General features: G+C 38.0%; 22 protein-coding genes. 14 read left to right on the plus strand and 8 right to left on the minus strand.

The window, feature by feature from the left end; all coding sequences use genetic code 11:
- Window positions 1-8 precede the first annotated feature (8 nt).
- The 4 genes from asd to omp85 are packed head-to-tail and all read left to right on the plus strand — an operon-like array spanning window position 9 to window position 5,940.
- Entirely contained in the window at window positions 9-1,058 is a 1,050-nt protein-coding gene (asd, locus tag EHQ16_RS12390; protein ID WP_135600946.1) for an aspartate-semialdehyde dehydrogenase, read from the plus strand.
- Between the two features lie 16 nt (window positions 1,059-1,074).
- The gene (locus EHQ16_RS12395; protein WP_135631869.1) at window positions 1,075-3,075 is read left to right on the plus strand and encodes a hypothetical protein; all 2,001 of its coding nucleotides are present in this window, start codon (window positions 1,075-1,077) and stop codon (window positions 3,073-3,075) included.
- Window positions 3,076-3,079: 4 nt separating this feature from the next.
- Window positions 3,080-4,513 (plus strand): pyruvate kinase, encoded by a 1,434-nt coding sequence (gene pyk / locus EHQ16_RS12400; protein ID WP_135631868.1) that lies wholly within the window; start codon window positions 3,080-3,082, stop codon window positions 4,511-4,513.
- Between the two features lie 5 nt (window positions 4,514-4,518).
- Window positions 4,519-5,940 carry an Omp85 family outer membrane protein gene (gene omp85, locus EHQ16_RS12405; protein WP_135631867.1) on the plus strand — a complete coding sequence of 474 codons (1,422 nt, stop codon included), beginning with the start codon at window positions 4,519-4,521 and terminating at the stop codon, window positions 5,938-5,940.
- 175 nt (window positions 5,941-6,115) lie between these two features.
- Here the strand turns inward: omp85 and EHQ16_RS12410 are convergent, their stop codons facing one another.
- The gene (locus tag EHQ16_RS12410; RefSeq protein WP_135631866.1) at window positions 6,116-6,853 is read right to left on the minus strand and encodes a pirin family protein; all 738 of its coding nucleotides are present in this window, start codon (window positions 6,851-6,853) and stop codon (window positions 6,116-6,118) included.
- A 107-nt stretch (window positions 6,854-6,960) separates the two neighbouring features.
- On the opposite strand from EHQ16_RS12410, the gene EHQ16_RS12415 reads away from it, so the two are divergent.
- Genes EHQ16_RS12415 through EHQ16_RS12440 form a run of 6 tightly spaced genes read left to right on the plus strand, consistent with a single transcriptional unit; the run spans window position 6,961 to window position 15,668 of the window.
- The gene (locus tag EHQ16_RS12415) at window positions 6,961-8,541 is read left to right on the plus strand and encodes a methyl-accepting chemotaxis protein (protein WP_135631865.1); all 1,581 of its coding nucleotides are present in this window, start codon (window positions 6,961-6,963) and stop codon (window positions 8,539-8,541) included.
- 9 nt (window positions 8,542-8,550) lie between these two features.
- Window positions 8,551-9,852 carry a caspase family protein gene (locus EHQ16_RS12420; RefSeq protein WP_135631864.1) on the plus strand — a complete coding sequence of 434 codons (1,302 nt, stop codon included), beginning with the start codon at window positions 8,551-8,553 and terminating at the stop codon, window positions 9,850-9,852.
- Window positions 9,836-11,356, plus strand: coding sequence for a Kelch repeat-containing protein (locus EHQ16_RS12425; protein ID WP_135631863.1), 1,521 nt, complete (start codon window positions 9,836-9,838; stop codon window positions 11,354-11,356). The genes EHQ16_RS12420 and EHQ16_RS12425 overlap by 17 nt, the downstream gene beginning before the upstream one ends.
- A complete protein-coding gene (locus EHQ16_RS12430) occupies window positions 11,343-13,193 on the plus strand; it encodes a Kelch repeat-containing protein (RefSeq protein WP_135631862.1) in 1,851 nt (616 codons plus the stop codon). Before EHQ16_RS12425 ends, EHQ16_RS12430 begins: the two co-directional genes overlap by 14 nt.
- Window positions 13,186-14,940: a Kelch repeat-containing protein gene (locus tag EHQ16_RS12435; protein ID WP_244242065.1), complete on the plus strand. Its 1,755-nt coding sequence runs from the start codon at window positions 13,186-13,188 to the stop codon at window positions 14,938-14,940. Before EHQ16_RS12430 ends, EHQ16_RS12435 begins: the two co-directional genes overlap by 8 nt.
- Before the next feature lie 5 nt (window positions 14,941-14,945).
- Window positions 14,946-15,668: a hypothetical protein gene (locus tag EHQ16_RS12440; RefSeq protein WP_135631861.1), complete on the plus strand. Its 723-nt coding sequence runs from the start codon at window positions 14,946-14,948 to the stop codon at window positions 15,666-15,668.
- Here the strand turns inward: EHQ16_RS12440 and EHQ16_RS12445 are convergent.
- Genes EHQ16_RS12445 through EHQ16_RS12475 form a run of 7 tightly spaced genes read right to left on the minus strand, consistent with a single transcriptional unit; the run spans window position 15,658 to window position 22,883 of the window.
- The gene (locus EHQ16_RS12445) at window positions 15,658-15,996 is read right to left on the minus strand and encodes a nucleotide pyrophosphohydrolase (RefSeq protein WP_135631860.1); all 339 of its coding nucleotides are present in this window, start codon (window positions 15,994-15,996) and stop codon (window positions 15,658-15,660) included. The genes EHQ16_RS12440 and EHQ16_RS12445 overlap by 11 nt on opposite strands.
- Window positions 15,983-17,128: a hypothetical protein gene (locus EHQ16_RS12450; RefSeq protein WP_135631859.1), complete on the minus strand. Its 1,146-nt coding sequence runs from the start codon at window positions 17,126-17,128 to the stop codon at window positions 15,983-15,985. Before EHQ16_RS12450 ends, EHQ16_RS12445 begins: the two co-directional genes overlap by 14 nt.
- Before the next feature lie 2 nt (window positions 17,129-17,130).
- On the minus strand, window positions 17,131-18,627 hold the full coding sequence (locus tag EHQ16_RS12455) for an MBOAT family O-acyltransferase (RefSeq protein ID WP_135631858.1): 1,497 nt from the start codon (window positions 18,625-18,627) through the stop codon (window positions 17,131-17,133).
- Window positions 18,628-18,638: 11 nt separating this feature from the next.
- On the minus strand, window positions 18,639-19,925 hold the full coding sequence (locus tag EHQ16_RS12460) for a hypothetical protein (protein ID WP_135631857.1): 1,287 nt from the start codon (window positions 19,923-19,925) through the stop codon (window positions 18,639-18,641).
- Between the two features lie 15 nt (window positions 19,926-19,940).
- Window positions 19,941-20,528: an LIMLP_18675 family protein gene (locus EHQ16_RS12465; RefSeq protein ID WP_135631856.1), complete on the minus strand. Its 588-nt coding sequence runs from the start codon at window positions 20,526-20,528 to the stop codon at window positions 19,941-19,943.
- Complete coding sequence (locus tag EHQ16_RS12470) at window positions 20,525-21,568, minus strand: glycosyltransferase family 4 protein (RefSeq protein WP_135632058.1); 1,044 nt, start codon at window positions 21,566-21,568, stop codon at window positions 20,525-20,527. Before EHQ16_RS12470 ends, EHQ16_RS12465 begins: the two co-directional genes overlap by 4 nt.
- Window positions 21,569-21,590: 22 nt before the next feature.
- A complete protein-coding gene (locus EHQ16_RS12475; protein ID WP_135631855.1) occupies window positions 21,591-22,883 on the minus strand; it encodes a glycosyltransferase family 87 protein in 1,293 nt (430 codons plus the stop codon).
- Window positions 22,884-22,946: 63 nt separating this feature from the next.
- Here EHQ16_RS12475 and queA point away from each other — a divergent pair, with 63 nt between their 5' ends.
- The 4 genes from queA to EHQ16_RS12495 form a co-directional block, all read left to right on the plus strand.
- Entirely contained in the window at window positions 22,947-23,987 is a 1,041-nt protein-coding gene (gene queA / locus EHQ16_RS12480) for a tRNA preQ1(34) S-adenosylmethionine ribosyltransferase-isomerase QueA (RefSeq protein WP_135631854.1), read from the plus strand.
- Window positions 23,988-24,147: 160 nt separating this feature from the next.
- The gene (locus EHQ16_RS12485) at window positions 24,148-25,059 is read left to right on the plus strand and encodes a hypothetical protein (protein WP_244242066.1); all 912 of its coding nucleotides are present in this window, start codon (window positions 24,148-24,150) and stop codon (window positions 25,057-25,059) included.
- Complete coding sequence (locus tag EHQ16_RS12490; RefSeq protein ID WP_135632057.1) at window positions 25,019-25,549, plus strand: FlgO family outer membrane protein; 531 nt, start codon at window positions 25,019-25,021, stop codon at window positions 25,547-25,549. Before EHQ16_RS12485 ends, EHQ16_RS12490 begins: the two co-directional genes overlap by 41 nt.
- A gap of 111 nt (window positions 25,550-25,660) precedes the next feature.
- On the plus strand, window positions 25,661-26,007 hold a 347-nt coding region (locus tag EHQ16_RS12495; RefSeq protein ID WP_244242068.1), incomplete at its 3' end, for an aconitase family protein.

Raw genomic sequence — 26,007 nt, forward strand, 5'->3', positions numbered from 1 at the left:
GGAATTTTATGGAAAAAATCAAAGTTGGAGTCCTGGGAGCAACAGGTTCCGTCGGTCAAAGATTCATTCAACTTTTGGAGAATCACCCTTATTTTACGGTGACTCATTTGGCAGCTTCGGAAAAAAGTGCCGGCCAAACTTATGGTGAAGTGATGAAATCTCGTTGGAAGATTTCATCCGATATCCCTGCTTATGCAAAAGACATTATCATTACGTTACCAAATCCTGAAGTTACGAAGGGCGTGCAACTCGTGTTCAGCGGTCTTGATGCATCCATAGCTGGAGAAGTAGAAACTGCTTACGCGGAAGCGGGGGTTATGGTTCTGTCTAATTCTAAAAATCATAGAATGGATGCGAACGTGCCGATTCTTTCTGCGGAAGTGAATGCACATCATTTGGATGTTTTACAATTCCAAAAGACCAAAGGAAAAATCATTACCAATTCCAATTGTACCATTATGGGTGTTACCATTTCATTGAAACCTCTCATGGATGCTTTTGGTTTAAAGTCTGTTATGTTGTTTTCGATGCAGGCCATTTCTGGTGCTGGATATCCAGGAGTTCCGACTATGGACATTCTTGGAAACGTGGTTCCTTATATTGGTGGTGAAGAAGACAAAGCAGAAATCGAACCACAAAAATGTTTGGGCACAGTGAAAGATGGGATCATCCAATCGGCCGATTTTAAAATTTCAGCTCATTGCAATCGTGTTCCTGTTTTTGACGGACATACGGTTTGTGTTTCTGTTTCTTTTGATAAAAAACCAAAAAAAGAAGAGATTCTTAAAGTTTGGGCCGATTTTCAAGGGGAACCGCAGAAATTGGGATTGCCGTTTGCACCAAACCCGGCTATTCTCTACCGCGAAGAAAATGATAGGCCCCAACCTCGTCTGGATTTAGAGACAGGAAGAGGTATGACGACTGTAGTCGGAAGGCTTCGGGAAGATCCAATTTTGGATTGGAAATGGGTTGTACTTTCGCATAACACGATTCGAGGTGCGGCAGGTGCTGCGATTTTGAATGCAGAGTTATTGTATAAAAAAGGATTTTTTAACTAAGGAATTTACTACGTAAATGTTAGATCCCAACCTCCCTGAATTAAAAGTAATGGATTACACTGCCTGTCTCCAAAAGGTACAGGCTATGGATTCACGGGGGGACTTTTCCTACAAAGGGATCTATAAAGTTTTACTGGTGATCTTTGAGTGGACAGATAAGTTTTTACAAAACAAAGTTTTGCCAAACGTAGAACAAATTGAACGCGATAGTTCGATTGATCGAGATCGTACAGAAAACTATGTGATCGATTTAAGTTATAAACAAAATCCTGCCATCATCAGAAAGATGAACGTCCTCGAGTTTCATCCCAATGAACCTGGAGATCCTGAAAATCCAAAGACCTTTATCAAACACAATACAGTATTTGCAAGACCAACAACCTCTGATGGGGGAACTGCTTTTCGATATGCGTTGGGTTTGAACGAACTTTCTACTGCCGCCATCAAAGGATGGTTCAACGAAAAAAGAAAGTATGTTGGAAAAGAAAAAATGCGCAAAGTCATCAAAGCAGCGGTAGATTCTAACCGGTTGTTTGATACTTATGCATCTACCGAAATTGGGAATTTGTTCCAATGCCCTTATGACAAAACAAAAGTACAAAAGGATGCAACCATCATCATCCATTTGAAACCGATTTTGAAACAATTGGTGGATGATAAAATTCTGTTTTTTTTCCGGAATGATTCTGCTTCCAGACCTGCAAATAAAAGTGTTTTTTTATACAATCGGCCGTCCGAGATAGCTGATCGTTATGATGGTTATATTGATTATACAAAAAATACAATTTACCCTGCTCTAAAAAATTTAGGAGTTATGGGTGAAATCACCGAGGATTCTTGGAACTCTCCCCGTAACCTTTTAACAGAAATTAAAGGTTACATGAATGATTCTTATGGAGACCAAAAAACTTTAATCGAAGAGTGTCTGGTTCTTAATGAGATTATCGAAAAAGATAAAGAAAGAGAAGAAAAACAAAAACGCAAACAACAAATTGACGATCTTATGGCTTTCCTTGCGGAAGCAGGCCGGATTGTTGAAGTAAACTTACTTCGTGTGAGTGGGGAACCATTAACCGACGAGTTTCGCGCCTCTCTTCTTGCGCAACCGGAACTTCTTTATACGGAATACGCTGATAACAAGGTGTATAACGAATTTATCCTTCATAAATCCTGTATTCCTCAGGCAATTGAATCAGCAAAAAGAACTTTCCAAATCAAACATTCTGATTTAGAAATCCGCGTGTTAAATCAAATGAATGTGACCCTTCATATGAATGATGAAAGTCCCAAACGTTTGTTGGAAGAAATCGAAGCACAAAGTCTTTTTCAATTCCTCCCATTTTTTACGAGGATTTGGCGAATGATTATGGGCAGTATGACTGTTCATAAGTTTGAAATCCCTCCGATTAAAGCTCGGTTACAACAACAACTAAACAAGGATTTGGCGAGTCAAAAAGCTAAAAAAATATCTCAAGAAAGGGATCGTCTTGTTAAAGCCCGTTTGAAAGAAAGGGAAGAGTCCGAAAAGGAAGCAGAAAAAAGATCAAAACAGACACACCAAGCGGAAGCATCTACTTCTGGATTTAATGGTGGAGAAGAAGATTCTGAACCAGTAAAACAAGGTAGCCCCGAAGAAGAAAAAAAATGGAAAGAATCCATTGAGTCAATCATTCGTATTTTGGATGAGGCTTGGGAATTTGGAGTGTATCCTGACCGCGAGTATGTACTTTCTAAACTGAATGGAAAGTTTACAGAAGAGAATCTGATATTTTTCTTAAAAAAATTTGGCGGAAAAGAAATCTATAGTTTTCCCATTCGAAACCAAAGGGAAAAATTCCCTTGGCCGGTCCTTGTTTCTACAGGGTATCTAAAACGACATGGCAAAAAACTTTTTGATAAAGTGAAAGCTGAGAGTGACCGCCAACGAAGCGAAAAATTTCCAAACCAAGAGAAATTCGACATTGCCGAATCGCAATTAGACTTTCTGAATAGAATCTTACCCCGGTTAAAACCTTAAAATTATGCCTGCTATTGAACAACTAAGAGCTCGAAAAACAAAAATCGTTTGCACCATTGGTCCTGCGACTGCTTCCAAAGAAATGATCCGAAGTCTGGCATTGGCTGGGATGAACATCGCAAGAATCAATATGAGTCATGGAGACCATGAGTTTCATAGAAAGATCATTCGTATTATTAAATCGCTCAATAAAGATGAATTACATAAACAACCAATTTCCATCCTTCTCGATACACAAGGACCGGAAATTCGAACTGGGGATGTTCAAAACGACCTCCACTTAAAAGTGGGTGAAACTTTTACCTTCCATATCATTCCAGGGATGGAAGCCGAAGCCCAAAGTGTTTTTGTAAACTATCGTGATATTGTAAAAGACCTAAAGGTTGGTGATAAAGTTACAGTTGATAACGGGCTCATTAACTTGGCTGTACAGGAAATTCGCGAGAATGAACTCGTTTGTACTGTGTTAGATGGTGGGAAACTCGGATCTAGAAAACATATCAACTTACCCGGGATTCGAGTTAATTTACCTTCCATCACTCCGAAAGACTTAAAAGACATTATTTTTGGTTTAGAAGAAGATATTGATTTTGTGGCTTTATCCTTTGTCCGAACTCCAGAGGACGTGATCCAATTACGTGGGATCATTGATGAAAAAAATCATCATGCACAAATCATTGCAAAAATCGAAGACCAAGAAGGCCTAAAAAATCTAGATGCCATCATCCGCGAGTCCGACGGGATTATGGTGGCTCGTGGCGATTTGGGTGTTGAGATTGAAATCGAAGAACTACCCATTGTCCAAAGAAGGATCATCAAACGTTGCCAAGAAGAAGGAAAACGTGTGATTGTTGCGACTCACTTATTGGAATCTATGATCCAAAATGCTTCTCCTACGAGAGCGGAAGTGACCGATGTTGCCAATGCTGTGTATGAAGAAGCAGATGCCATTATGTTGTCCGGTGAAACCGCTATGGGAAAATTTCCTGTGCGTTGTGTGGAGATGTTGGATAAAATTGCGCGTCGTATGGAGATGTCGATCAACCTCGGCCTTGCTGCGCAAAGAAAACCGAAAGATCAAAAAGAAGAGATGGCTCGTTCGGCGGCAAATTTAGCCGATTCCATGCAAGCACATGCCATCATTGCGATCACTCGTCGTGGGATCACTGCTAACAACCTAGCATCGTTTCATCCAAAGTATCCAATTGTCCATGCGTTTACAAATATGACATCTGTTAGGCGAAAACTTTGGCTGACGAGAGGAGTCATTCCTTACCGAGTGGATTTTTCTTCTGATCCAGAAAAAACAATCAAACTCGCCATCCAAACTCTTGTGAATAATGGATACCTCCAAATGGGAGAAAAGGTAGTCATCCTTTCTGATATTATCGCTGGTGAAGAACGAGTCGAAACCATCCAAGTTCGTGAAGTAAAATAGTTCCCATGTCCTTTCGGAATCTGATTTCTGTGTTGGTCATTCTATCAACATGGATTTCCATTCCCTTAAAAGCGGAAGAAAGAAAATCGGATGTTCCCGAATGGATTGGCGAATTTAAAAAATTAGACGAGGACGAACTTTCTAAAAAAAAAGAAGGTTGGTATGCGACTGGTCTTCCTTTATTTGGAAATGATGCCGTAAATGGATCAGGTCTTGGAATCCTTGCCAATATTTTCTATAACGGTACCAAAGCAGATTCTTCTTTTAAATACACTCCTTACGAACATTTGTTTTCTGTTGGAATTTACAGATCCAATCGTGGAACTCAAAATAATTATTTATTATGGGACGCTCCATACTTTTTGGATACAGCCTATCGTCTCAAAGCTTATGTAGGTCATGATGGCAGTTTTTACAATCAGTACTTTGGTGTAGGAACGGAAAGTTTAGAACCTCTTTATTTTAAAGATAGAAATGTGGATGGAAGTCGCATCACTCGTAATGCCACTTTTTCTGATTTTGAAAATGCAAATTCGTACGTAAGAAACCGTGGGCCTGGGAAAGAATTTACATCGAACCAACATTATCATGATTATCAATTTGAAACTACTTATGGGCAATTCGCGTTAGACAAAACGATTTTCCAGGTTTTTCGAGTTTGGGGTGGAGTAGAGTTTTCGAAAAATTCTGTTAGGCGTTATGATGGGACTTCCACCGAAGCACGTGAACCACTATCCAATGTAAAAGTTCCTGCCATCGAAGGTAATTCAAAACTCACGGAAGATGCAAATGCCGGAAAAATCATTGGATTACATGGTGGAAATTTAAACTACATCCGTGCGGGGATTGCTTATGATACAAGAGACTATGAGCCAGACCCGGATCGTGGTTGGCTCATTGAATACAATATCAATAAAGCAGAAAGAACGATAGGTTCTGATTTTGGTTACATCAGACATTTCGCGCAAGCGAAGAATTTTTACCAACCTTTCCCGAAACTTTTTGAAGAGTTTGTCATCGCACAACGTGTGGCACTTACCAAAATTGAAGGTGAAGTTCCTTTTTTTGAATACCGATATCTTTTTTCCATCGATGGTCCGTTTGGTGCCCTTGGTGGACAGAACACACTCCGCGGGTATAGACAAGAACGTTTTTTTGGTCCAGTGATTGGTTTTTATAATATTGAGTTAAGATATCGGGTGGGGAGTTTTTCAGTTTGGGATCAATTCTTTCAATTGAGTATCGTTCCGTTTTATGATGTGGGTAGGGTTTGGGACAAACTCCGTGATGTAAACGCAATCGGTTACAAACATGCGCGTGGTTTGGGATTGCGGCTGATTTGGGACCAAGCTACAGTCATTCTACTGGACTATGCTTATTCCAGAGAGGACCAATTGTTTTATATTGATATTGGTCATACATTTTAGATTTAAATTTACTAAGAGATTTTGGTCTAAACCTAAATTCCAAACAGGAAAATTTTTATCTAGGAAATAAAGATAAAACAATACAGAGCAGAGATACATCGATTTTTCTCTATTCTGTATTGTTTTCATCGAAAAGGAGAATCAAAGAATTCCCCTCATCTAAATGTTTATTCTTTCATTTCATTGGAACTTCAATCACTAGTAATTCCGATTTCACTTCCGCATGAAATTTATAATTTTCCTTTCCGGAGTATCCAACAGCATCTTTACGTTCGAGAACCGTGTCCTCTACCTTTAATTTTCCACTGATGAGGAAAGTAAAGATTCCTTGCCCAGGAGCATGGACGGAATAAGAAAGTTCCTTCCCTGGTTCGAGCGTTGCCAAAGAAAAGTAGGCATCTTGGTTGATCCAAACGGCTTCCTCATCAATCGGAGAAACTACGGTTTGGAACCGATTGACTCTTCCTGCTTCCGAAAAAGTTTTTTGTGCATACCTTGGTTGGATTCCTCCAACTTTCGGAAGGATCCAGACTTGCAAAAAGTTGACCTTTTTTTCGCTACTATGGTTGAACTCCGAGTGTTGGATGCCCGAACCGGCAGACATAATTTGAACGTCACCTGTGCGAATGATACCATTCGTACCAGTACTATCTTTGTGAGCCAATTCACCAAAAAGTGGGATCGAAATTATTTCCATATTTTGGTGTGGATGCGTTCCAAAACCCATACTTGGTTCCACGATGTCGTCGTTTAGTACCCGAAGTGCTCCGAAGTTTGTTTTTTCGGGATGGTACCAGTGACCAAAACTAAAGGAATGGTGACTGTCCAACCATCCGAAATTGACATGCCCACGTTCGGATGCAGGGTGGAATTTTTTTTCTACTGGATTGTTGTTGGTCTTTAATGTTTCCATATTGAATAGTTTAATATTAAACTATATTTTGTCAACAGAGATTTGTTTTCAGGGAGTAAAAAAAGAAAATCACTTTCCATTCACTTTCACTCACCGATCATCATCCTATGTCGAAGATCACTAGTTTAGAACCAATAAAAACAAAGAAAAACTGGGTGGAGCTTGGACCGGTGTATGTAAACCGGGTCAGGTTTTTACTCGCGGGATTTTATGTCATAGCAACTCTCGGCTCTTACAAAACTTCCACAACTTTACAAACTATGAGTTATCTCGTGGGGATTACTTGTATGTTTTTATACGGAGGTCTTCAGGCTTATTTATTCAAAAAAGAGAAGTTGGGATCATTTTTCCCTAAGGTTCTGATTCTCATGGACATCACCGTCCTTTTTGCGGTCACTGCATCTGGTCTTATGGGTGGAAGCGGGGTTGCCGCCGACTTAATTAAGTCACCAACACTATACGTATTGTATTATTTTTACGTAGTGTATTCTGCGTTTTTGTTTTCTAAACGAACTCTTCTAATGAGTACATACTATTCTGCTTTTTGTTTGGTGATGATTTCGGTCATTGGTTATGGACAAGGAGTTGAGTTTAAAGAGGTAGAGGGATTCCAAAGCCAAAAGAGTACAGTTGGTATCTCCAATGAAGTATTTAAAATATTATTTTTGATTTGTTTTGGATATTTAACTTCTGCGGTTCTTAATTTATTAAATGAAATCAAAAATGAATCAGAAGAAAGACAAAAGGTTGCTGAGACAGAAAGAACAACCGCAGACAACTTAAATCGTAATTTGGTGAGAGTTGGTGCTGAACTCATAAAAACATTGAAATCCATTCGCGAAATCACAACGGACTTTAACTTACAGATTGAATCCCAAGACCAATCGATTCATGAACTAACAGAGTTTGTTTCTTCATTTTCAGAAAGTATTCAAACTTCTGTGAACAATATCGGAAAACAACACAACCAAATCAGTTTACTCAATCATAAATCAGATACACTCAAACTTAGTATTTCTGAAATTGGATCTTCAGTAGAAGAGTTAAATGCCAACATGGAGGATTTCCAAGATAGAAGTAATGTCCTTTCCGAAACGGTTAAAAACTTAGAAGAAAGGCTTAGATCGGTCAATGAATCTCAAAAAGAAGTGAGTGAAGTGAATGATATCATGGCAGAAATTGCTGACCGTACGAATTTACTAGCACTCAATGCATCCATCGAAGCGGCAAGGGCTGGGGAACATGGAAGAGGGTTTGCTGTGGTGGCTCAGGAAGTGGCAAAATTAGCAGAAAATTCTAATGAAAATGCGACTAAAATCAAAAAAATCATCACAACTTCCAATCGGTTCATTCAGGAAGGGACGGAGCTTGCTTCCACTTCTCTCAAACAAACGGAAGCCCTGCAATCTAAGTATGAACTCTTAAGTGCAGTCATTAAAACGGCCACGAACAAAATCAATTCCCAAAAGAATATTAACAATGAAGTACTCGAGGCATTAGATTTGATTGAATCAATTTCTCGCGATTTAGATGGGGAATCGAAACTCTTAAATCAGGACAAAGATCAGATGGTTGCCGTTGTTCAAAAAATGGATGAAATCAATAGAGAAGTAGTTATTAATGCTAGAAAAGTAGGTGAGAATACTTTAAGTTTGGAAAAACAAGCAGCTGATTTGGCATCAGAATAGAAAATGACAATGAAATCTAAATTCCTAATATTCTTATTTTTGACTATACCAACGTTTTTGGCTGCCGACTCTAATCCGAAGCGGTTTGGATTTGTCGTTGGGGTAAGCGAATATAAGGAATTGGCTCTTGGGGATTTGAAAACTGCCAAAAGTGATGCACTTGGTATGACGAAGATTTTATTTAGTTATGGATCTTACAATCGGATCCAAACTTTGGTACAAGAAGGATCCGTCAATTCAACACCTACTAAATATAATATTCTCTCACATTTTGAAGCCTTATTAGAAGAAACGAATCCAGAAGATTTATTTGTTTTTTACTTCTCTGGGCACGGTGTCGTTGATTACAATGATCGAGTTTATTTACTTCCAGAGGACGCAAACCCTCTAAAACCTTTTGAAACTGGGATTGCAGTGGAACAACTCCTAGAAATGACAAAGAAAGCCAAACTGAAACGAGTTGTGTTCTTTATTGACGCCTGTCGGAACCCAGATGATGGAAAAGGAGAAGAAGGTAGAAAGTATTTAGAAGGTTCAAACTTTCGAGATTCTGAAATTGTTTCAGTATTTTATTCCACCAAAGTCGGATATTCCAGTTATGAGGATCCCAAGTCTGGTTATGGAGTTTTTACCAAATTTTTGATTTATGGATTGGAAGGTAGGGCAGATTCCAATTATAACGGAGAGGTTTCCTATTCCGAATTGTCCAATTATGTGATTTCCTCTTTGCGAGAGTGGTCCAAAACAAACCAGAAATTACAAAAGCCATACACCAAAGAATATGCGGAGAAGTCCGAAGATACAATCCTTACTTACGCAGTGAATCCGGAAACTTCGCTTGCTGATGCACCGTTGTTCAATCCGTACAATCCCACTTATGCCTTTCGTTCCTTTCTTTTCCCTGGCTGGGGACAATATGCACGTGGGCAAGAAGATAAAGGAAAAATCATTATGTCTATCTTTGCTTTAGGTGTCCTGTATGCAGGTTATCAGTACAATACCTATAGAAATGATAAAGCTGCTTATGAATCTGCTGTAGGCATTCCACCGAACTCTCGAGTTACCGAAACGGTTGCTTTGAATTATTATCTGATAGAACCGTATCGGCAAAGGATGGAAACTTCCAGAACCAATCTATCTCAAGCCTTAACCGCACTTCTTGTACTTTGGTCGGCAAATGTGTTTGATTTTTATCTATTGGGGCCCAATCCTAAAGAAAAATCGGGTGTTTTGCTCGAATTTCACCTGGAAAACCAAGGTTATATGGGAATGGATAGAATCGGGAAGTTAGGTTATGCGATGCAGTTTTAGTTTATTCATAACTTTGTTATTCTTCCAATGTACGATTCAAGATAAAACCAAGAATCCCTTTGATCCTTCTACTTTAGCTGGCGGTTCTGTTGTTGTACTCGCAACATTGGCTTTTCAAAATGAAATTCAAATCACATCAAGATACCTACCTAGCGATTATCCATCATTTATAAAAACAGAAATCTTGGATTTGGATTTTAGTGAACCAGTTGCTGCATTTTTTACAAAAACAAATTTCAGCATTTCGGAAAACTATAAAGACGATTTAGTTTTAAGAGACGTATTCCCACTCTCTGATTCGAAACTTCGTGTTTTGTTTTCTGTTTCCTCTCGATCCGAATGGCGAGAGCCTATTTCTTTATTCATCCGAAGGCCTGAGTCGTTTGGACATTATGCATTTTCAGGAAAACAATTCGAATTTAAATTTCCTTACCCTCGTTATATTGGTTCTATTTCGGAACCTAAAGGCCAAATCACATCGACACTATTATCAGATGGAAGGATTTTACTTGTGGGTGGTGTTTCCATTTCCGGTAACACAGTGTCTACAGTAGAAATTTTAAATCCTGAAACAGGTTTATCCACAATACTGCCTTCGCTCAACCAAAGTTTAACGGGTATGGCTATATGCACAAACCCCGATGGTATTGTTTATGTATCGGGCGGTAAAACAGTGCCTGGTAATATTACGGCCAGCTCTCAGATTAGCAATCGAATCTACCGAATCCAAAGTGAAAATCAAACAGTGGTTGAACTCCCCGTTTTGTTACAAAAAAGACGATACGGACATACTATGGTCTGTTTGGATGATGGCAACTTGCTTGTGTCAGGTGGACAGTTTCAGGTTGGTAATGATTTTACTGCCATTACAAATGAACATGAACTCATTTCCGTCCAATCAGGAACTTCAACAACTTTAAATTCAAGTGCTAACTTTACGATGAATACGGTTTTCCACTTTGCTGAATATGTTGGAAGTGAACATAGAGTTTTCTTTTTTGGTGGGAGAGACCGGATCGATCCTTTTGCAGTTTATTCGAATGCGATTCGGCGTTTGGATTTGAATTCCCAAGTGATGGATGTAGTTGGGGATCCATTACCAACTTCAAGATCAAATGTTACAACTATCTCTATCCCTGGTGGCGATCAGTTGGTGTTAGGTGGAGTTCTGGGTGGAACTATCAATGTAGGTTCTCGTAGCATTGAATCTTGGAATAAAACTAGTGGGGTCAGTAAAACCCATGGATTCACAACTAGAGCTAAAAATGGAAGTTCTATTGTTCCTTATTCAGGTTCTCAAGTCTTATTTACTGGCGGAGTAGATACTTATTATAAATCAGGAATTTTAGAATTATACGATCACACAGAAATGAAAAATTTTGTTGTGGATACGATGATGAATGCTCGTTCAGAGCATTGTGCAGTAAAAACGAATCAAGGGATTGTCATCTTTGGTGATTCGGCATTAAATGATAGAAGGGTGGAGTTATATGGAAAAGATTAAATCTACCATTCTACTTTTTCTGTTGATTTCATGTAAAATTACTCCTGGTAACAATTTATTTGATCCAAACTCACCGACTAGTCTTGGTTTACTTCTTTTGAGTGCTGATCCTGTGGTAACCATGGAATTTTCTACCAATCGTGTACAACCTGGTGGGGTCATTTATGTGTCAACTAACCATGATTTTACGGCAAAATCAGAAGGTTTGAGGTTGCCTGTTTCCGGGTCAGGAGTTAGTCCTATTTTACAAGTCATCCCTCGAAGCCGTTTTTTGTATGAAGTTCGTATGAAACCAACCATCACTAGCGGTAAGTTTAGTATTGATCTTAAGGATTATTATCTAAATGAATCACTTTTGGTAAATCCTGAAAACTTTGAATTCGAAATCGATTCCCAACCACCGATTTTGGAAGTTCGTACAGGAAATGGAATTGATATTTCTGAATTACAATCAGGTTTTTTGGATATAGTTTCAAATGAGGACATTGTCTGGGAAGGAAAACTTTCTCAAGTCAGCTTATCGGGAACTGCTAAAAATAGTTTGGTTGTCTCTGATATGATTGTTTCTTCTCGCAACATACGTTTGTTATTTGCAGGGAATCCGAACTCAAATGGTGGAATTCTCACAGTTTCATTTTCAGGTGTCAAGGACAAAGCCTCCAATTCAGAAGGAGTCGTTATGGTTCCGGTAAAAGTTTTCGCCTTTAAAAGTGGGCCTAACTTGAATGTGGCGAGAAGGTCTTGTGTTGGGATTGAGTTAGATGATGGAAGGCGACTTGTTCTTGGTGGGAAGGCGAAAAAAGAAGTTTTGATCAATGGGAATGGTACTTTAAGTCATAGCGAAATTTACGATTCTACTTTAAAAAAATTCGTCCAAGGCCCAGACATGGTATTTCGACGCCAAGAGTTTGATGCTGTTAAACTCCATGATGGACGAATTTTTGCAGTTGGTGGGATCGGTGGAAAAATTGGTGCAGTAAACGATGGGTTAACTGCAACGGAAGTTTATGATCCTATTACAAATACTTGGACAGAGGGGCCGCAGTTATCATTGCCTCGATTGTTCCATAAAATGACAGTCCTTCCCAATGGCGATGTTCTCGTAGTTGGAGGTATGAGTCCTTATAAGCCAACTCAATCAGTTGGTACAGTGGAGCTGGTTCATATCACGAATAATCCTGCTACAATGACTGTTGAGATCGTGGGAAATCTCGATGATCCTCGAGGAAAACATACTCAGATCTTTTCACAAACTACAGGAAAGGTCATTATTATTGGTGGGGAACGTTCAGATGCATTTGGACTCCTTAGCAATGATTTTACGCCGAAAGCTTTGGATTCTATTGAATTATATGATATCAATACGAAAACTCTCTCAAAATCAACAGCGAAATTATACAAAAGATTTAATCATTTTGTTCACGGATTAGAAAATGGAGAGATACTTATTTTTGGTGGAATGAATTCTCGTTTCGATGATTCACAACCTGTGTTACGAGCACAAATTTATAATCCAACAACAGACACCATTAGAGATCATAAAAATTTGCTTTTTGGAAGAGAGTGGGGTTCCTCTTTTGTATTTCCTTATGGAAAAGACCAACTGATTGTTGCAGGTGGTTTAGAGTATCGCACAGGAAGTGGATCTACGTTTGATTCGATTCATGATACGGAGTCATGGTCGGAATCAATCAATCGATTTTATATGACAAGTCGTTCATTGAATGCTCGCTGGGATGGTTGTGATATTCGTTATTCATCGACTGGTGGTGGGATGATTTTGGGTGGTAGGATTGGAGATATTCTTGGGAACACCGAGGAATATAGCTTTGAATAAATCTATCCCTTTATTGTTTTTCTTTTTGATTGGATGTACGTTTCCTTCTGAATATGGAAACGTATTTGATCAAAAATCGACACAAGGATTGTTCTTAAGTACGTTTTTAAATTCAAATCAGTTTACTTGTTCCACGGATTCAAATGGAAAATCTTTTGGAAATGTAGATCAGATTTTGTTACAGTGCAATAGAGAACTTGCCAATTTGGATTCCGATTATTTAGCAACGGCAAATTTAAATGTATTTTCAAACATTCATTTTGAGAAAATTGGTTCTGACCGGCTTTTGGTTTCTTTCGATCCGCTAATCAATGATGGTCGATATGAACTTGTCCTATCAGGTGTTGTATCTTATGTGGGAGAAACTTTATTAGAAGATAAAATCCCCATTGTTATCGATACCCAAGTCCCCACCGTGGCACTCGTTGGATATATTCCCATTACTGATTATACTTTTTTTTCTGCTAGGTATTGGGACTTTACAGTTTCGGAGCCTTTAGAAAATTTTGGTCCGCCAATTCTCAGTGGTTCTTTAGCTTCTTCTGTTGTGTTACGGTCTGTACAAAAAATAAGTGGAAACTTATACCGAGTTTATTTCGAAACAAATTTTTCGACCAATGGGCCAGGGAATCTTACATTAGCATTTTCGAATTCTAAAGACGATGCTTTAAATGTGGTTTCGAATACGTTAACAGTCCAGTTGATCGGTCTAGTTCCTGGACCATCTTTACTCCAAGGAAGATCTGAGTTTGAAGCTTTTTTGAATGACCATGGAGACGTGATTGCTATCTACGGATCAAAATCCAGTGCAGAAATTTTGAGACACGGTACCTCTAGTTTTGTTTTAACAAATCCTAGTTTGCCTCAGATTGCTCGGGGAGAACGAGGAGTGATGTTAGATGGAAAAAATATCCTCATTACGGGTGGTATCTTACCAGCATCATCCATTGCGTTAACACCCAGTTATATTTTTGATTCTGAAACCACTGCATTCACACCCACTGGAAATATGAATGGTCCAAGGCACTTACACAATGCAGTCAAACTCCAAGACGGAAAAGTGATTGTTTTGGGTGGAATTCGCGATTATACACCAGTAACTCCTGCTTATTTTACGTCTTTAAATACTGCTGAGATTTATGATCCAACAACTGGCACATTTACTGAAATCACAAACCGGATGAGGACTCCAAGATCCTTTTCCTGTTCGGTACTACTCAGTGATGGTCGAGTTTTTATCATTGGCGGAACTGATGGGATCTTTGCACCAAAAGATACAACAGAGTTTTATGATCCGACCACACAAACTTTTTCCTGGGGCCCGACATTGCCGGTTCCAGTAGGTGCTTTAAAATGTAAAACATTAGTAGATGGTAATGTTTTGATTTATGGTGCTCAATTATCCAATTTAAACAATTCTACTATGTTATTCGATGTCACACGAAATCAAATTTTTGCCATTGCTAATTCAAAGTATAGAAGGGAATGGAGTGTTGCATCAGAACTTCCGGATGGGGGAATCCTTTTTCACGGAGGAGCGTATCGTTATGATACAAGTGAACCAAGTCGAACCATGGAAAAACTGGACTATGCAAAAAGTAATAGCTTCTTCGATATGGGTATGTCGAAGTATAGTGTTTCAAAACATAGTGGAGTCAAATTTCCTGATGGTACCTTGTTTTTTCTCGGTGGTGAAATTGGAGGAATCCATCATTTGGAAACAGAATACTACGGACTTGCTCATTAAATTTTATGCCTCATGAAAATGGCCGTATTTACGGTTCCTTTAAAAAAATTTGTATTCCAGAACCAGAGTTAAAATTAGAAGCAAAGTCCATCCTACCTAATTTAATTTCCTTAAAATCAGATTGGGAAACAGCTCAAATCTCTGACAGTCAACTGACCTTCCAACTTGTACTTTTATACTTAGAACGAAGGGTGAAAAAACATCCTTTCCTCCGAATGGGGAAACCATTGCCGAGTCGGAACCAATCTAAAGATTTTTTGGAAGTGGTTCGATTTTATGGAATGCCTGATACCGTACGATTTGCACTGTGGAAGTGGCATATTGGTGAGTGGGACATCCGACTAATTGATTACAATCCAAGTTCTTTGGAAATGTTAGAATCACAAAGTAGGGGTTACAGGTATTCAACTATTAGTTGGGAACATGCGATGGAAGGTAGTTTGGTAGAAGACAAACGAGATGCCTTTGAACATCTCCTTCATGATTTGGCTCATGCTTATATGTTTTTTCGCGAAGATTATGATTATGAAGGCCAAAAACAATTCTTTAAAGAGATGATGATGGATTATCCAAAGTATGAATCGGTATTAAATACAAATTCAATCTTTCGTGAAAAGTTTGATTATTGTATTTCTGATATGAATTCGCATCCAGCCCATCTATCTTCTTATTGGAATGCCATTCGTAGGGAAGCAGGAATCCCTGTGGATCAAACCCTTAGAGTTTAGGATTATTTTTGTGTCGGTTTAAATCGCGTTTGGTATTTTTTTTGATGGTAGACTGAATGGCATCTTGGAGAGAGATTCCCATTTGGTTCGCCAAACATGTAAGAACAAAAAGAATATCTCCAATTTCGCTAGGGATTTTATCAGCAGATTCATTAGTTTTAAAAGATTGGTCTCCATACTTCCTTGCCATTAACCTTGAAAGTTCACCCACTTCTTCCATAAGGATTGCTAAATTCGTGAGTTCCGAAAAATACCTTACTCCAATGGTTTTGATCCAATCGTCCACTTCGGACTGAAGTTGATTCAGTGTGACTTCATCGGTTTCCAAGTTTTTTCTCCAACTGAGTTCCAAGAATATTTGTAAACTCTTTCATACCTGCTTCATTCAAATGAATCAAATCAAAACAATATTGGCCGTTAGTAACTCCAAGGGAGTCTTGAAGATCCATTGAATCGAGAGGTTGCGTCGAAGATAATGCTTCTGTGAGTCCATCCAACCAAACTTTCATTCGGCCTTCGTTATTTACTTTCCTGATCACATCAGAGTAAGGGGCAAAAACATTGATGATATGAATGTTTTTATTGCCAATAAAGTCGTACATTTTCTTTAATCTTCGGAAATAACGTTTTGTTTCTTCTGTGGCATGAGATTCCTTCGGAACGACGTTTGCCACACCACAGGTTTCAAACAACATCCTTCTATGATCCGGGTTAGACGCTTTTGGAATTTCTATTGGTAAATCTAATGCCAACCTTTGTAAACAATCATCTACACTTGTTAATTTGTAGTCTTCGATTGATTCTGGATGATCGTTTTCATAATCCCATGGGTTTGTATTGGGATTTTTATTTGTTCTTAAAATGGTCTTTAATCTTTCGTTGAAATTGATTACTAGGTCGGATAAATCTTTGCGATAAGCAACCGATTTAAAACTAAGGAAAAGATAGTTTGAAACATCTAAATCATATTCGAATTCATGAGCAGAAGAAATGGCTTTGAAGTTACCTAACTCAGATAACATTGCCATGGTGGGTTCGACAATATTTTTTCTATCTACCCAAGGCATACCAGGTTCCATGACATGTAAAATAATTTTTACATTTGGGAAAGCTTGTAAATACTCTTCTAAAATACGGTGTTGGACAATGAGTTCTGAACCACGAACGGCTATCGACTGGGTTTTCCATCCTGATTTCTGTAATTTTTCATTCAACATCCGAACACTAATCCCTTCAAATGCTACGGAAGTTCCTACAATCAAAATGTCTGGATTGAGTACATCTCGTTTGGATACTACGTGTTCTGTAACACGATTGATATTGGAAGCATAGGAATTCTTTTTCAAATATGGTTTATAAAAACCAAGTTGGAGGAGAATTTCGAATATTAGTAAAAAAGTAATGGCAACAACTAACTTTTTATCAGTCAGAAATGAGATTGTTTCTTTAAGTAAATTCATATTTAAAATTGAAAGTAGAGAAAATTCTGACTTTCAGTGACTCCAAAAAGTAGTAATAACAATACATTCACAATGACAAAGGTAGTATATTTGATCCAACTTCCCGTAAGTAGAGTTGGGATTTGTCGTTTTGAAAAAACATAACTTGCAGTAAAACAAATGACGAGTAAAATTCCAAATCTGTAATTGGTCCAACGTAGGATTGGTGCTGCTGAATCATTGATAAAAACAAGGGCCTTCATCATCGGAATGGCTTTTTCCATTGTTTCTGCTCGGAACATGATAAATCCAAATGCTAAACAAAACATAGTAAAAACCCGTGCAAAAAGATCGTAGGTAATTCCACCTTTCCCATTTAGAAATTTCGCCAGTTTAGTATCTCCATAAAACTTATGAGATAACAACATGGTTCCTTGCCAAATTCCCCAACCTACATAGTGATAGGCGGCGCCATGCCATAGTCCTGCAAAAAGCCAGGTGATCATGATATTCCTAATATACATAATGACACTGACTCTTGATCCGCCGAGAGGAATATAGATATAGTCTCTAATCCATGTGGAGAAGGAAATGTGCCATCTAGACCAATGGTCTGCAATGTTTCTACAAGACATTGGAAAGTTAAAGTTGGGATTGAACTGAAATCCAAACAATCTCGCCACACCGATTGCGATATCAGTGTATCCAGCAAAATCAAAATAAATTTGCCATCCGAAGGCTAGGGCCCCTGTCCAGATTTCGATTGAGTTTAGATTTTGATAATCAGCAAATGTAGAATCAACCACTCGGGCGAGGTTATCAGCAAAAACGATTTTTCTTGTGAAACCTATCAGAATCAATGCAAAAGCTGCATCGATATGTTCTTTGTATACACTAAGACGAAAATCTAAATCGCGAAAGAAAGTTTCGGCGCGAACTATAGGACCTGCAACCAGTTGCGGGAAAAAAGCCACATACAATGCAAAATCTAAAAACGATTTTCTCGCTTCAATTTTTCTGTTGTATACATCAATGGTATAACTCATCGACTGAAATGTATAAAAGGAAATTCCTACAGGAAGGATGATATTTTGTTTTGGAAATTGATACGCACCCAAAAGGTGGATGTCATTAACTACGCCAAGAAGGAAGTCGGTATACTTAAAAAATCCTAAAGTTCCAATGTTGACAACAAGTGAAAGAACCAGTAACCATCCTCTGGAACTATCGTTATCCTCTTTCTTTTCAATTAACGTCGCTGCAAAATAGTCGATGATCGTTGAAAAAATTAAAATAAAAACATAAGGATTGATTTTGAAGTCACAGTAAAGTCTGTCTGTGTAAAACTTAAACCCATTTTCTGCCATCGCTGAACAAGAGATAGAAGAAGGCTGCCAAGCCATGTAGAAATAATAACTTGTGAGTAGAAAAAAAAGTTTTTGCCAGCGGTTCTTTAAAATGTTTCCTACAATGATTGTAAAAAAGAAAAATACTAAAAATTCAAAAGAGTTAAATAACATTTGTTTGGTTCCTAGCGGTAAATTGATTCTTCGGCTAACTTTTCAACAGGCCCCTGAATTCCTTCGGTATATCCAAACCTAGGGCCAATGGATCTGGGAAGAGTCGAAAATGTAAAATTAGTGCTGAAGTAAAAAAGAAATAAAATCAGATAAATTGTGTGGAGGAGGGCTCTAGAAAATTTCGGTAACATGGGAATGGAGAAAGATTGCAGAGCGTATGAATTTAAAATCCATAAACCAATGGTAGTTCCAACCCAAAACTCAAAAAAATAACCCTCCCACCATGTATAAAAACCAATGGATGGGATGAGCCAAAACATCATGACGAGTAGTTCTTGTTTGTATCGGGCCCACATAGTACGGAAATTCAAAATTCCCAGACTCAAACTAAAAATCCAGAATAAAAGATTCAAATTGTAGGGAAGGTGTTTTGGGTTTTTGAAGTCAAATAGATTGACTCGGAATTTAGGAATGACGTTCTGGAATACTAAAAAGGCGTCTCCAATCCCCCGATAGAAGTACAATACGTAATTTTTTTCTTCTCCGAGACTGGTTCCCCATCTGTTGATGGCTGCATATAAAAACATCCAAAAAGAAAAATGTTTTTCATCCAATGGCCCGAGCCCACGTTTTAAAATGATGAATCCTACAAATAAATAAGAGAGAATAGTGGCCAACCCGAGACAGGTTAGATAGATAAAAATAATTCTTAATTTTCTCCCCATACTTCTGTTAGGAGATAAGAATATGGCCATCGGAACCATACCGAAATGTATGACATTGGATTGATGGAAGTAGATACTAAAAAGTTGGATGATCCATAAAACAAAAAGGTGTTTTGTTAGTAGGCCTTGTCTTAAATAATATATCGTAAATAAAAATAACATAGCCATCAAACAGGAATGGATGAGGGGGGTGTCATTGTGTAAACTATAGAACCAAAATGCCTGGCTCACTTGGATGACAAGTGCGAGAACAACTCCGAGAAATAAATCTTTATATAGTTTGTAGTAAATCCAAATAAAAAGTCCTAAAAAAAATAAGGAAAAACTTAATATCCTTAATCTTAGAAAAAACATAATGTCCGTTGTTGGATATATAGATCGAATCATTTTCCAATAAAATAATCCTGATGATTCAAATCCGAGATGGTGGGGATTAAAAAATGCAGATTCGATTCTATCTTTTTGGATATTGAGTGCGTAAACACAGGAATCCCAATCGAAGGCCCGAGAAAGGTATCTTAGATGGAATAAAAAAAGAAAAACTAAAAAAAGTAGAATGAATAACTTCTTCAAAAATTCAAACTCACTCTAACGTTTTAAAATTCGATTTACTATGGCTTTATTCTTTTTATAAGGAAAAAAGTAGGGAGTTGAAAATTTTGATTCTCCATTTTTTTCCCAGACCAAACGGTTACATCCCAAATAGTCGGTGATCCCACCATGTTCGAGTCCAAGTTGAAAACCATCAGAATTCAGATCAAATTTGATGAGTTTTTTCCCAAACCCAAATCTTTGGATTTGCCAAATTTCATTTTTTACAAAAACAGTTCTGCGGTTCCAGTCTTTTAAAAGGCGGCTAACGTCGATTAACAGAGAAGCTGATATATAAAAGTAAACAAAAGCGGATAGATAGTGGTAGTATCTTAATTCATCTAAAAAAGGAATTTTTAAAACTTTAGTAATTTCAAGTATTCCTACAAACCAATAAAAAAATTTACCTAAATAAAAAGCGTAAGGTAAACTATAGGTAAAAAATAAAATTGTGCCTAGGATGAGTAACAAAGATGGAAGTGGGTTTATGGTTAACTCATCATATAAGGTTGTTCCGAAGTAACTAGCTTCTTTTTTGCTTTTAAATTCTTTCCATTTAGAAATCCATTTTTGAATCATTTTCATTGAAAGAGTACCTCTTCTATTTTTTTCGCTGTTTCTTCCCAAGTCCATTGTTTGGCGGGAAATTTGGGAGATCTGGGTTTTTTCGGCCCTGACATCAATTCAAAACTGTGGGTCCAGTCTTTTGTTTCTTTAGGAGAAACATAAATATCGCATTTGTCGGATAAAATTTCTTTGAATACGGGAATGTCGGAAGCAACACAACGTTTGTCCTCTAACATTGCTTCCAAAAGTGGGAGCCCAAATCCTTCGTGAAGGGAAGGGAAAAAGAACACCTTACATTGTTTAAATGCTGCTGCAAGGATTCCGTCTTCCGGTTTTTCAATGAATTGGACTCCTAAACTTTGTATTTTAGGATCTTTTAGTTTTTGGTACAAAAACTCACCTTCCTCACCCCATCCCTTTCGACCTAGGATGAGAAGTGAATGTTTGTCTTTAGGATGTTTGGTTTTAAAATCTAAAAACGCATCAACTAAACGGTTGATATTTTTGCGAGGTTCTAAGGTACCCACAGTTAGAAAAAAATCTTTTGGAAACTTCTGTGTTACTTTGGTTGGTTTTGGTTTGGAAACCCCGGGATACACAACTAGACATTTTTCTTCATATTTTGGGTTAAAATTTAGAATTTCAATCTTTGTGTTTTTTGATAAACAAAAGATTTTATCAGCATTTTTCATAGTGATAGGAGACAACAGTTTGTGTTGGAAGTAGTTCCATTTTGCCATTGTTTCTGGTGCTGATATAAAATTTAAGTCATGATAGTTTACATAACTAGGGATGGGAAGTCTTAGAAAAGGTAACATCTGTATGGTGCCCCAGAATACTTCCACTCCATCTCTTTTTAACCGTCTGGGTAAAAAGAAATTTAAATAAATAGGTCCAGGGATATTTTTAGTTTCCAAAACTACTTTTGTGTTCGGCCCAAGTAGATCAAAAAATATGGGGTGAATCGGTTTATTGCTATAGAGAAAAAACTCTTTATTTTTGTGTTTGGGTAGAATGATTCTTAGAACTTCTGCCAAATAGCGTGAATTCCCCGTCATCCCATAGGCAAGTGGCCGGGCATCAATTCCGATTTTCTGTTTCACGTAATGCAAACCTTACAATATAAAAATACAATAGACTAGTTGTGTAAAATAGAATGGAAAACATAGAAAGTGTGGCTTCTATTTTTGACCCCACAAAGGTTCTATGTGCAAGGATTGGTAAACTCAAAATAAAAACTAAGATATACTTTTCTTTATTATTATTTTTTAAGTCAAAAATTCGATTCATAATGAAATAAATCGGCACAAAACAAATGATAAAACTATGAATCCAACTGATCCCACTGAAAAGGGCAGAGATTAAAAAGAGTAAGGAAATGATTTCCCATTTTTTGTTTTCTTTGCGCCAAAGAAGTAATAGTGGAATCCCAAACAAAATCATAAAACCAAGTTGGATGATCTTCAAACTAGAAAGGGAAAGTTGGATGAAGGGCATTCCATACGTTGGTTGGTTGATCAGATCTGCACCCGAAACAAAATATTTGGCGAGTGTAGAACTTAAAGACTGATTGTTTTTCCAAGATCTAAGAAGTGGGTTACTAAAAGCATTCCCTAAAATTTCAGTAAGCCATTCATTTGTCATTTGAATGGTGTAATCCCAGTTGTAAAGAAGGGGGAGGGCATTCCAAAGAATCATTCCGAATACAAACCAAAGGATTCGTTTGTATTGTTTTTCATAAACAAAAACAAATAAAAATACTAAAGGTGTGATTTTGATACTCACCGCGAGAGCCAAAAGGATTCCACTGAAAAAATGAGATCTTACTGTGAGAGAAACTAATACAAGTAAAATGAGAAGTAATCCCACTTGGTTGTTTTGGATATGGCTTTCTAAAAATCGAAAATTAAATACCAAACATAAGGTTAGAATCAAGTATGGGAACTTTGAGTTATTGTTTTTAAGTTCTCTGTTTTGAAAAATCAAATAAAGGATAAGGATAAGAGAGATTATACTTAGGATTTCAAAAAGTAAGGCAGCGCCGTTTTCAGATAAATAAGTAAAAGGTATGAGCAAAAAAGAAAAAAGTGGAGGGTAGATATACGTTGCCGTTTCATTTTGTAAGGCAGTGAGAAGATGGAGATTTTCTGGTTGGAAGAGGTCTTCTACGGTTTTGATTTTTGTTTGGAGTTCGAAAGCCACATCAAATCGGTAGAGATTTTCTCCGGTTTCCCAACGTTCTGCCGCATGGTAATAATCTAAAAAATCCGATTTTTGTTTGGATCTAGAGATGGAGAGGGCCAAAAGAATCAAAACGATTGCCGCTAAGACCCATTTCCCTGATTTCTCTAAGTTTTCTAAAAATTTCCACATAGTTCTCCTACCATTCCCAATATTTCTGGTTAATTGACAAGGTTTTCCCAAGGCTATACAAAGATGGATTTTTTACAGGAATACGATTTTCACCTTCCGGAGGAACAGATTGCCAAGTTTCCTATGGAAAATCGGGACGAGTCACGGCTTCTAGTGGTAGACAAAACCGAATCTAAATTCTGGGAAGCGCCACTCTTTAAGGACATTACAACCCTTGTGCGACCAGGTGATATTTTCGTATATAATGAGACAAAAGTATCATACCGTCGTGTGTATTTACAAGTAGAATCGGGCCGCATCCACGAATCAATTTTTTTGGAAGCGGAAGATGAAACTAACCATCAGTGGTTATGTATCTTAAAAAATAGGGCCAAATTAAAGTTAGGTGACAAACTTTTCCCTGTAGGGTTTAAGGAATTTGAATTTTTTTACCAAGGTGCTAAAGAAGAACTATCGATTTTGCATTCAGAGAGATCCATTTCTGATTCTGACTTTGAAATTTTTGGAAACATTCCCATCCCCCCTTATTTAAAACGAAATGTTACAGAAGAAGACAAGGTTCGATACCAAACTATTTTTGCCAATCGTTCTGGATCCGTTGCTGCGCCGACAGCTGGACTTCATTTTACGGAGCCATTAAAAGAAAAATTGCGATCCTTGGGTGCAGAGTTCCTGCCTGTAGAATTACAAATCGGTTATGGGACATTTCGTCCTCTGACCACCGAACAATGGCAGACTAAAACGCTACATAAGGAGAACTACTCAGTCTCTGGACCTACTGCGACTCGGTTAAACGATGCACGGAAAGAAGGTAGAAGGATCATCTCCGTTGGTACGACCACTCTTCGAGTCTTAGAATCTGTATTTGATTCTCAATTGAAGACATATAAGGTAGGAGTGGGGCAAACTGACATCTTTTTGTCGCCAGGTGACAATATCCAATCCGTACAAGGTCTGATTACTAACTTCCATCTACCAAAATCTAGCCTTCTGCTTCTAGTCAGTGCCTTTGCCAATACCCGACTTGTGATGAGTTCTTATCACTATGCTTTGAAGAACGGGTTTCGTTTTTATTCTTATGGGGATTCGATGTTCTTATTTTAAAAATAGATTTACATTCCTTTGAAATTAGGAAATATGTTTCTACAGTTTCTTTATGTATTCCCCGAAATCTTCGGTTTTAATCTCCTTATTCTCAGGTTTAGGTTTACTTGGGGTGGTTTATTTCGCCCCTTTACAAGAACCAACCGTAAAAGAATTAGAAATGCCCGCTTCACTAGAGTTTGGCGAGGAATATGTATACCAAAATCCACTAAAGTTAAAGTTGAGAGAAAAGGGTTCGGGAACTTTAGAATATACTGATAAACTGAAATCACTTACTTTGGGTATGTTTGGTAGTTCCAAAGTAGAAAAACCAAATTCTCCTAAATGGAATCCTTCTAATTCTTTCGGATCAAAATTTGACTATGATCGTTCTGTGCAATCCGCCTTCATTTGGGATGCCAAACAAACGGGGGAACTTTCTTTATCACAACCCATTCTTTCCACACCGGTTCATCCTTCGGCAACATTAATTTTTCGCCAAATGGATACCAATAGACGATTGTTAGTCGATCCAAAACAACTTTATGAATACCAAGATAGTTTTTCTCCTTCTAAGTTCTTGAAGGTTCAAACTTCTGTATACAACGTAAAATCGGAAAATCCGGTTACTGCATACGGAGCAGAGGGTGGCAAGTTTTCTTTTTTTTTCGGCAGTGATAAGGTCCAGTTAAACGTAAAATACAATTATGTAAACGCAAGGCCAGGTTCTACACATGGGGGGCAAACCGGGTTTGCTCCGGCTCAGGACATAGCTTCTCTTGGGTTGATTGTGTTTCTCGGGCCATCGAAAAACTATTCTCTCTATGTAGGAAATCAGATTTTTAATGTTTTTAACGATCCCTTATTACAAGTGAAAGACCAAAATGGCAGATCTCCGGAAACATTCTCTGCTTCTTTTCGTGGCAAACACCCAGGTCGCCTAAAAACTACATTTTTTTTGAATTTTCAGAATCAATTTTATAAAGACGGTATGCTGATTGGGGTTCCCGGTGGATTTATGTATGGGAATGGCTTTAATGGAAAATCGTTTTATGAACAGGTTACCTCTCTTGGGATGGAACTTGCCTTTTAGGATTTTAAGTATCCTTATTTTTTTGCTTAGCGTTAACGCTTGTTATTTTGGAGAAGAACGAGAGTCCAAACCAAAAAAACTTCCCACCCCACCCTTGGAACAGTTGGCAACTTCCCTTTCTGAAAGTGGTTTCTATTTCAAGCCGCAAAGACTTGTTGTTTTGACTTTTTTAGACAACGAAGGTAAAAAAAGCCCGTACGGTGAAATCCTTGCAGAAAAACTGACAACAGAACTCGTAAAAAAAGAGCGATTCCAAATCTTAGACCGTCTGGCCAACCAAAAAGTTTTAAAAGAGGCAGGACTTGGACTGGATATTCCAACAGACACTGCCACCTTGCGGAAAATAGGCGACGTTTTGAAACTAGATGTCATCATTACTGGAATTGTGACTCCTTACCAAGACGGAGTTTTTGTCAATACAAGGCTTATCGAAATTAAATCTGGTCTTATCCTCAAAGCTGACGAAGTTTATGTCCGTATCGATGGTTAGAAAAGATACTGGGTCTCACTAGAGGGGCAATTTTACTGATTTTACTACTTGTAGTTTAATTTTCGATTGATTCCCTTTTTTCCTGCGGTCTGATAGGTATAAGAGGTTCAGATGGCATTTGATATAGAAATGATTGCGGCACGTTATTCCAAAATGGAAGCGGCCATCACACAAGCCAGGAAGGTAGTGGGTCGACCCCTCACACTTACAGAAAAGATTTTATACAACCACCTTTGGGATGGAAACCCCTCCAAAAGTTTTGGTCGCGGTGCTGACTACGTAGACTTTGCACCAGACCGAGTGGCAATGCAGGATGCAACAGCGCAGATGGCGCTTCTCCAATTTATGCAAGCAGGTCGTAAAAAAGTAGCGGTTCCATCCACCGTTCACTGTGACCACTTAATTACAGCAAAAGACGAATCCGGTGTGGATCTTGGTATCGCTGTCAAAGAAAACAA

It is taken from the genome of Leptospira kanakyensis, assembly GCF_004769235.1.
Lineage (GTDB): Bacteria > Spirochaetota > Leptospiria > Leptospirales > Leptospiraceae > Leptospira_A > Leptospira_A kanakyensis.

Coding starts and splice junctions, on each gene's coding strand:
- asd (WP_135600946.1), top strand. CDS start 9: ATGGAAAAAATCAAAGTTGGAGTCCTGGGAGCAACAGGTTCCGTCGGT.
- EHQ16_RS12395 (WP_135631869.1), top strand. CDS start 1,075: ATGTTAGATCCCAACCTCCCTGAATTAAAAGTAATGGATTACACTGCC.
- pyk (WP_135631868.1), top strand. CDS start 3,080: ATGCCTGCTATTGAACAACTAAGAGCTCGAAAAACAAAAATCGTTTGC.
- omp85 (WP_135631867.1), top strand. CDS start 4,519: ATGTCCTTTCGGAATCTGATTTCTGTGTTGGTCATTCTATCAACATGG.
- EHQ16_RS12410 (WP_135631866.1), bottom strand. CDS start 6,853: ATGGAAACATTAAAGACCAACAACAATCCAGTAGAAAAAAAATTCCAC.
- EHQ16_RS12415 (WP_135631865.1), top strand. CDS start 6,961: ATGTCGAAGATCACTAGTTTAGAACCAATAAAAACAAAGAAAAACTGG.
- EHQ16_RS12420 (WP_135631864.1), top strand. CDS start 8,551: ATGAAATCTAAATTCCTAATATTCTTATTTTTGACTATACCAACGTTT.
- EHQ16_RS12425 (WP_135631863.1), top strand. CDS start 9,836: ATGCGATGCAGTTTTAGTTTATTCATAACTTTGTTATTCTTCCAATGT.
- EHQ16_RS12430 (WP_135631862.1), top strand. CDS start 11,343: ATGGAAAAGATTAAATCTACCATTCTACTTTTTCTGTTGATTTCATGT.
- EHQ16_RS12440 (WP_135631861.1), top strand. CDS start 14,946: ATGCCTCATGAAAATGGCCGTATTTACGGTTCCTTTAAAAAAATTTGT.
- EHQ16_RS12450 (WP_135631859.1), bottom strand. CDS start 17,128: ATGAATTTACTTAAAGAAACAATCTCATTTCTGACTGATAAAAAGTTA.
- EHQ16_RS12455 (WP_135631858.1), bottom strand. CDS start 18,627: ATGTTATTTAACTCTTTTGAATTTTTAGTATTTTTCTTTTTTACAATC.
- EHQ16_RS12465 (WP_135631856.1), bottom strand. CDS start 20,528: ATGAAAATGATTCAAAAATGGATTTCTAAATGGAAAGAATTTAAAAGC.
- EHQ16_RS12470 (WP_135632058.1), bottom strand. CDS start 21,568: ATGACGGGGAATTCACGCTATTTGGCAGAAGTTCTAAGAATCATTCTA.
- EHQ16_RS12475 (WP_135631855.1), bottom strand. CDS start 22,883: ATGTGGAAATTTTTAGAAAACTTAGAGAAATCAGGGAAATGGGTCTTA.
- queA (WP_135631854.1), top strand. CDS start 22,947: ATGGATTTTTTACAGGAATACGATTTTCACCTTCCGGAGGAACAGATT.
- EHQ16_RS12485 (WP_244242066.1), top strand. CDS start 24,148: ATGCCCGCTTCACTAGAGTTTGGCGAGGAATATGTATACCAAAATCCA.
- EHQ16_RS12490 (WP_135632057.1), top strand. CDS start 25,019: ATGAACAGGTTACCTCTCTTGGGATGGAACTTGCCTTTTAGGATTTTA.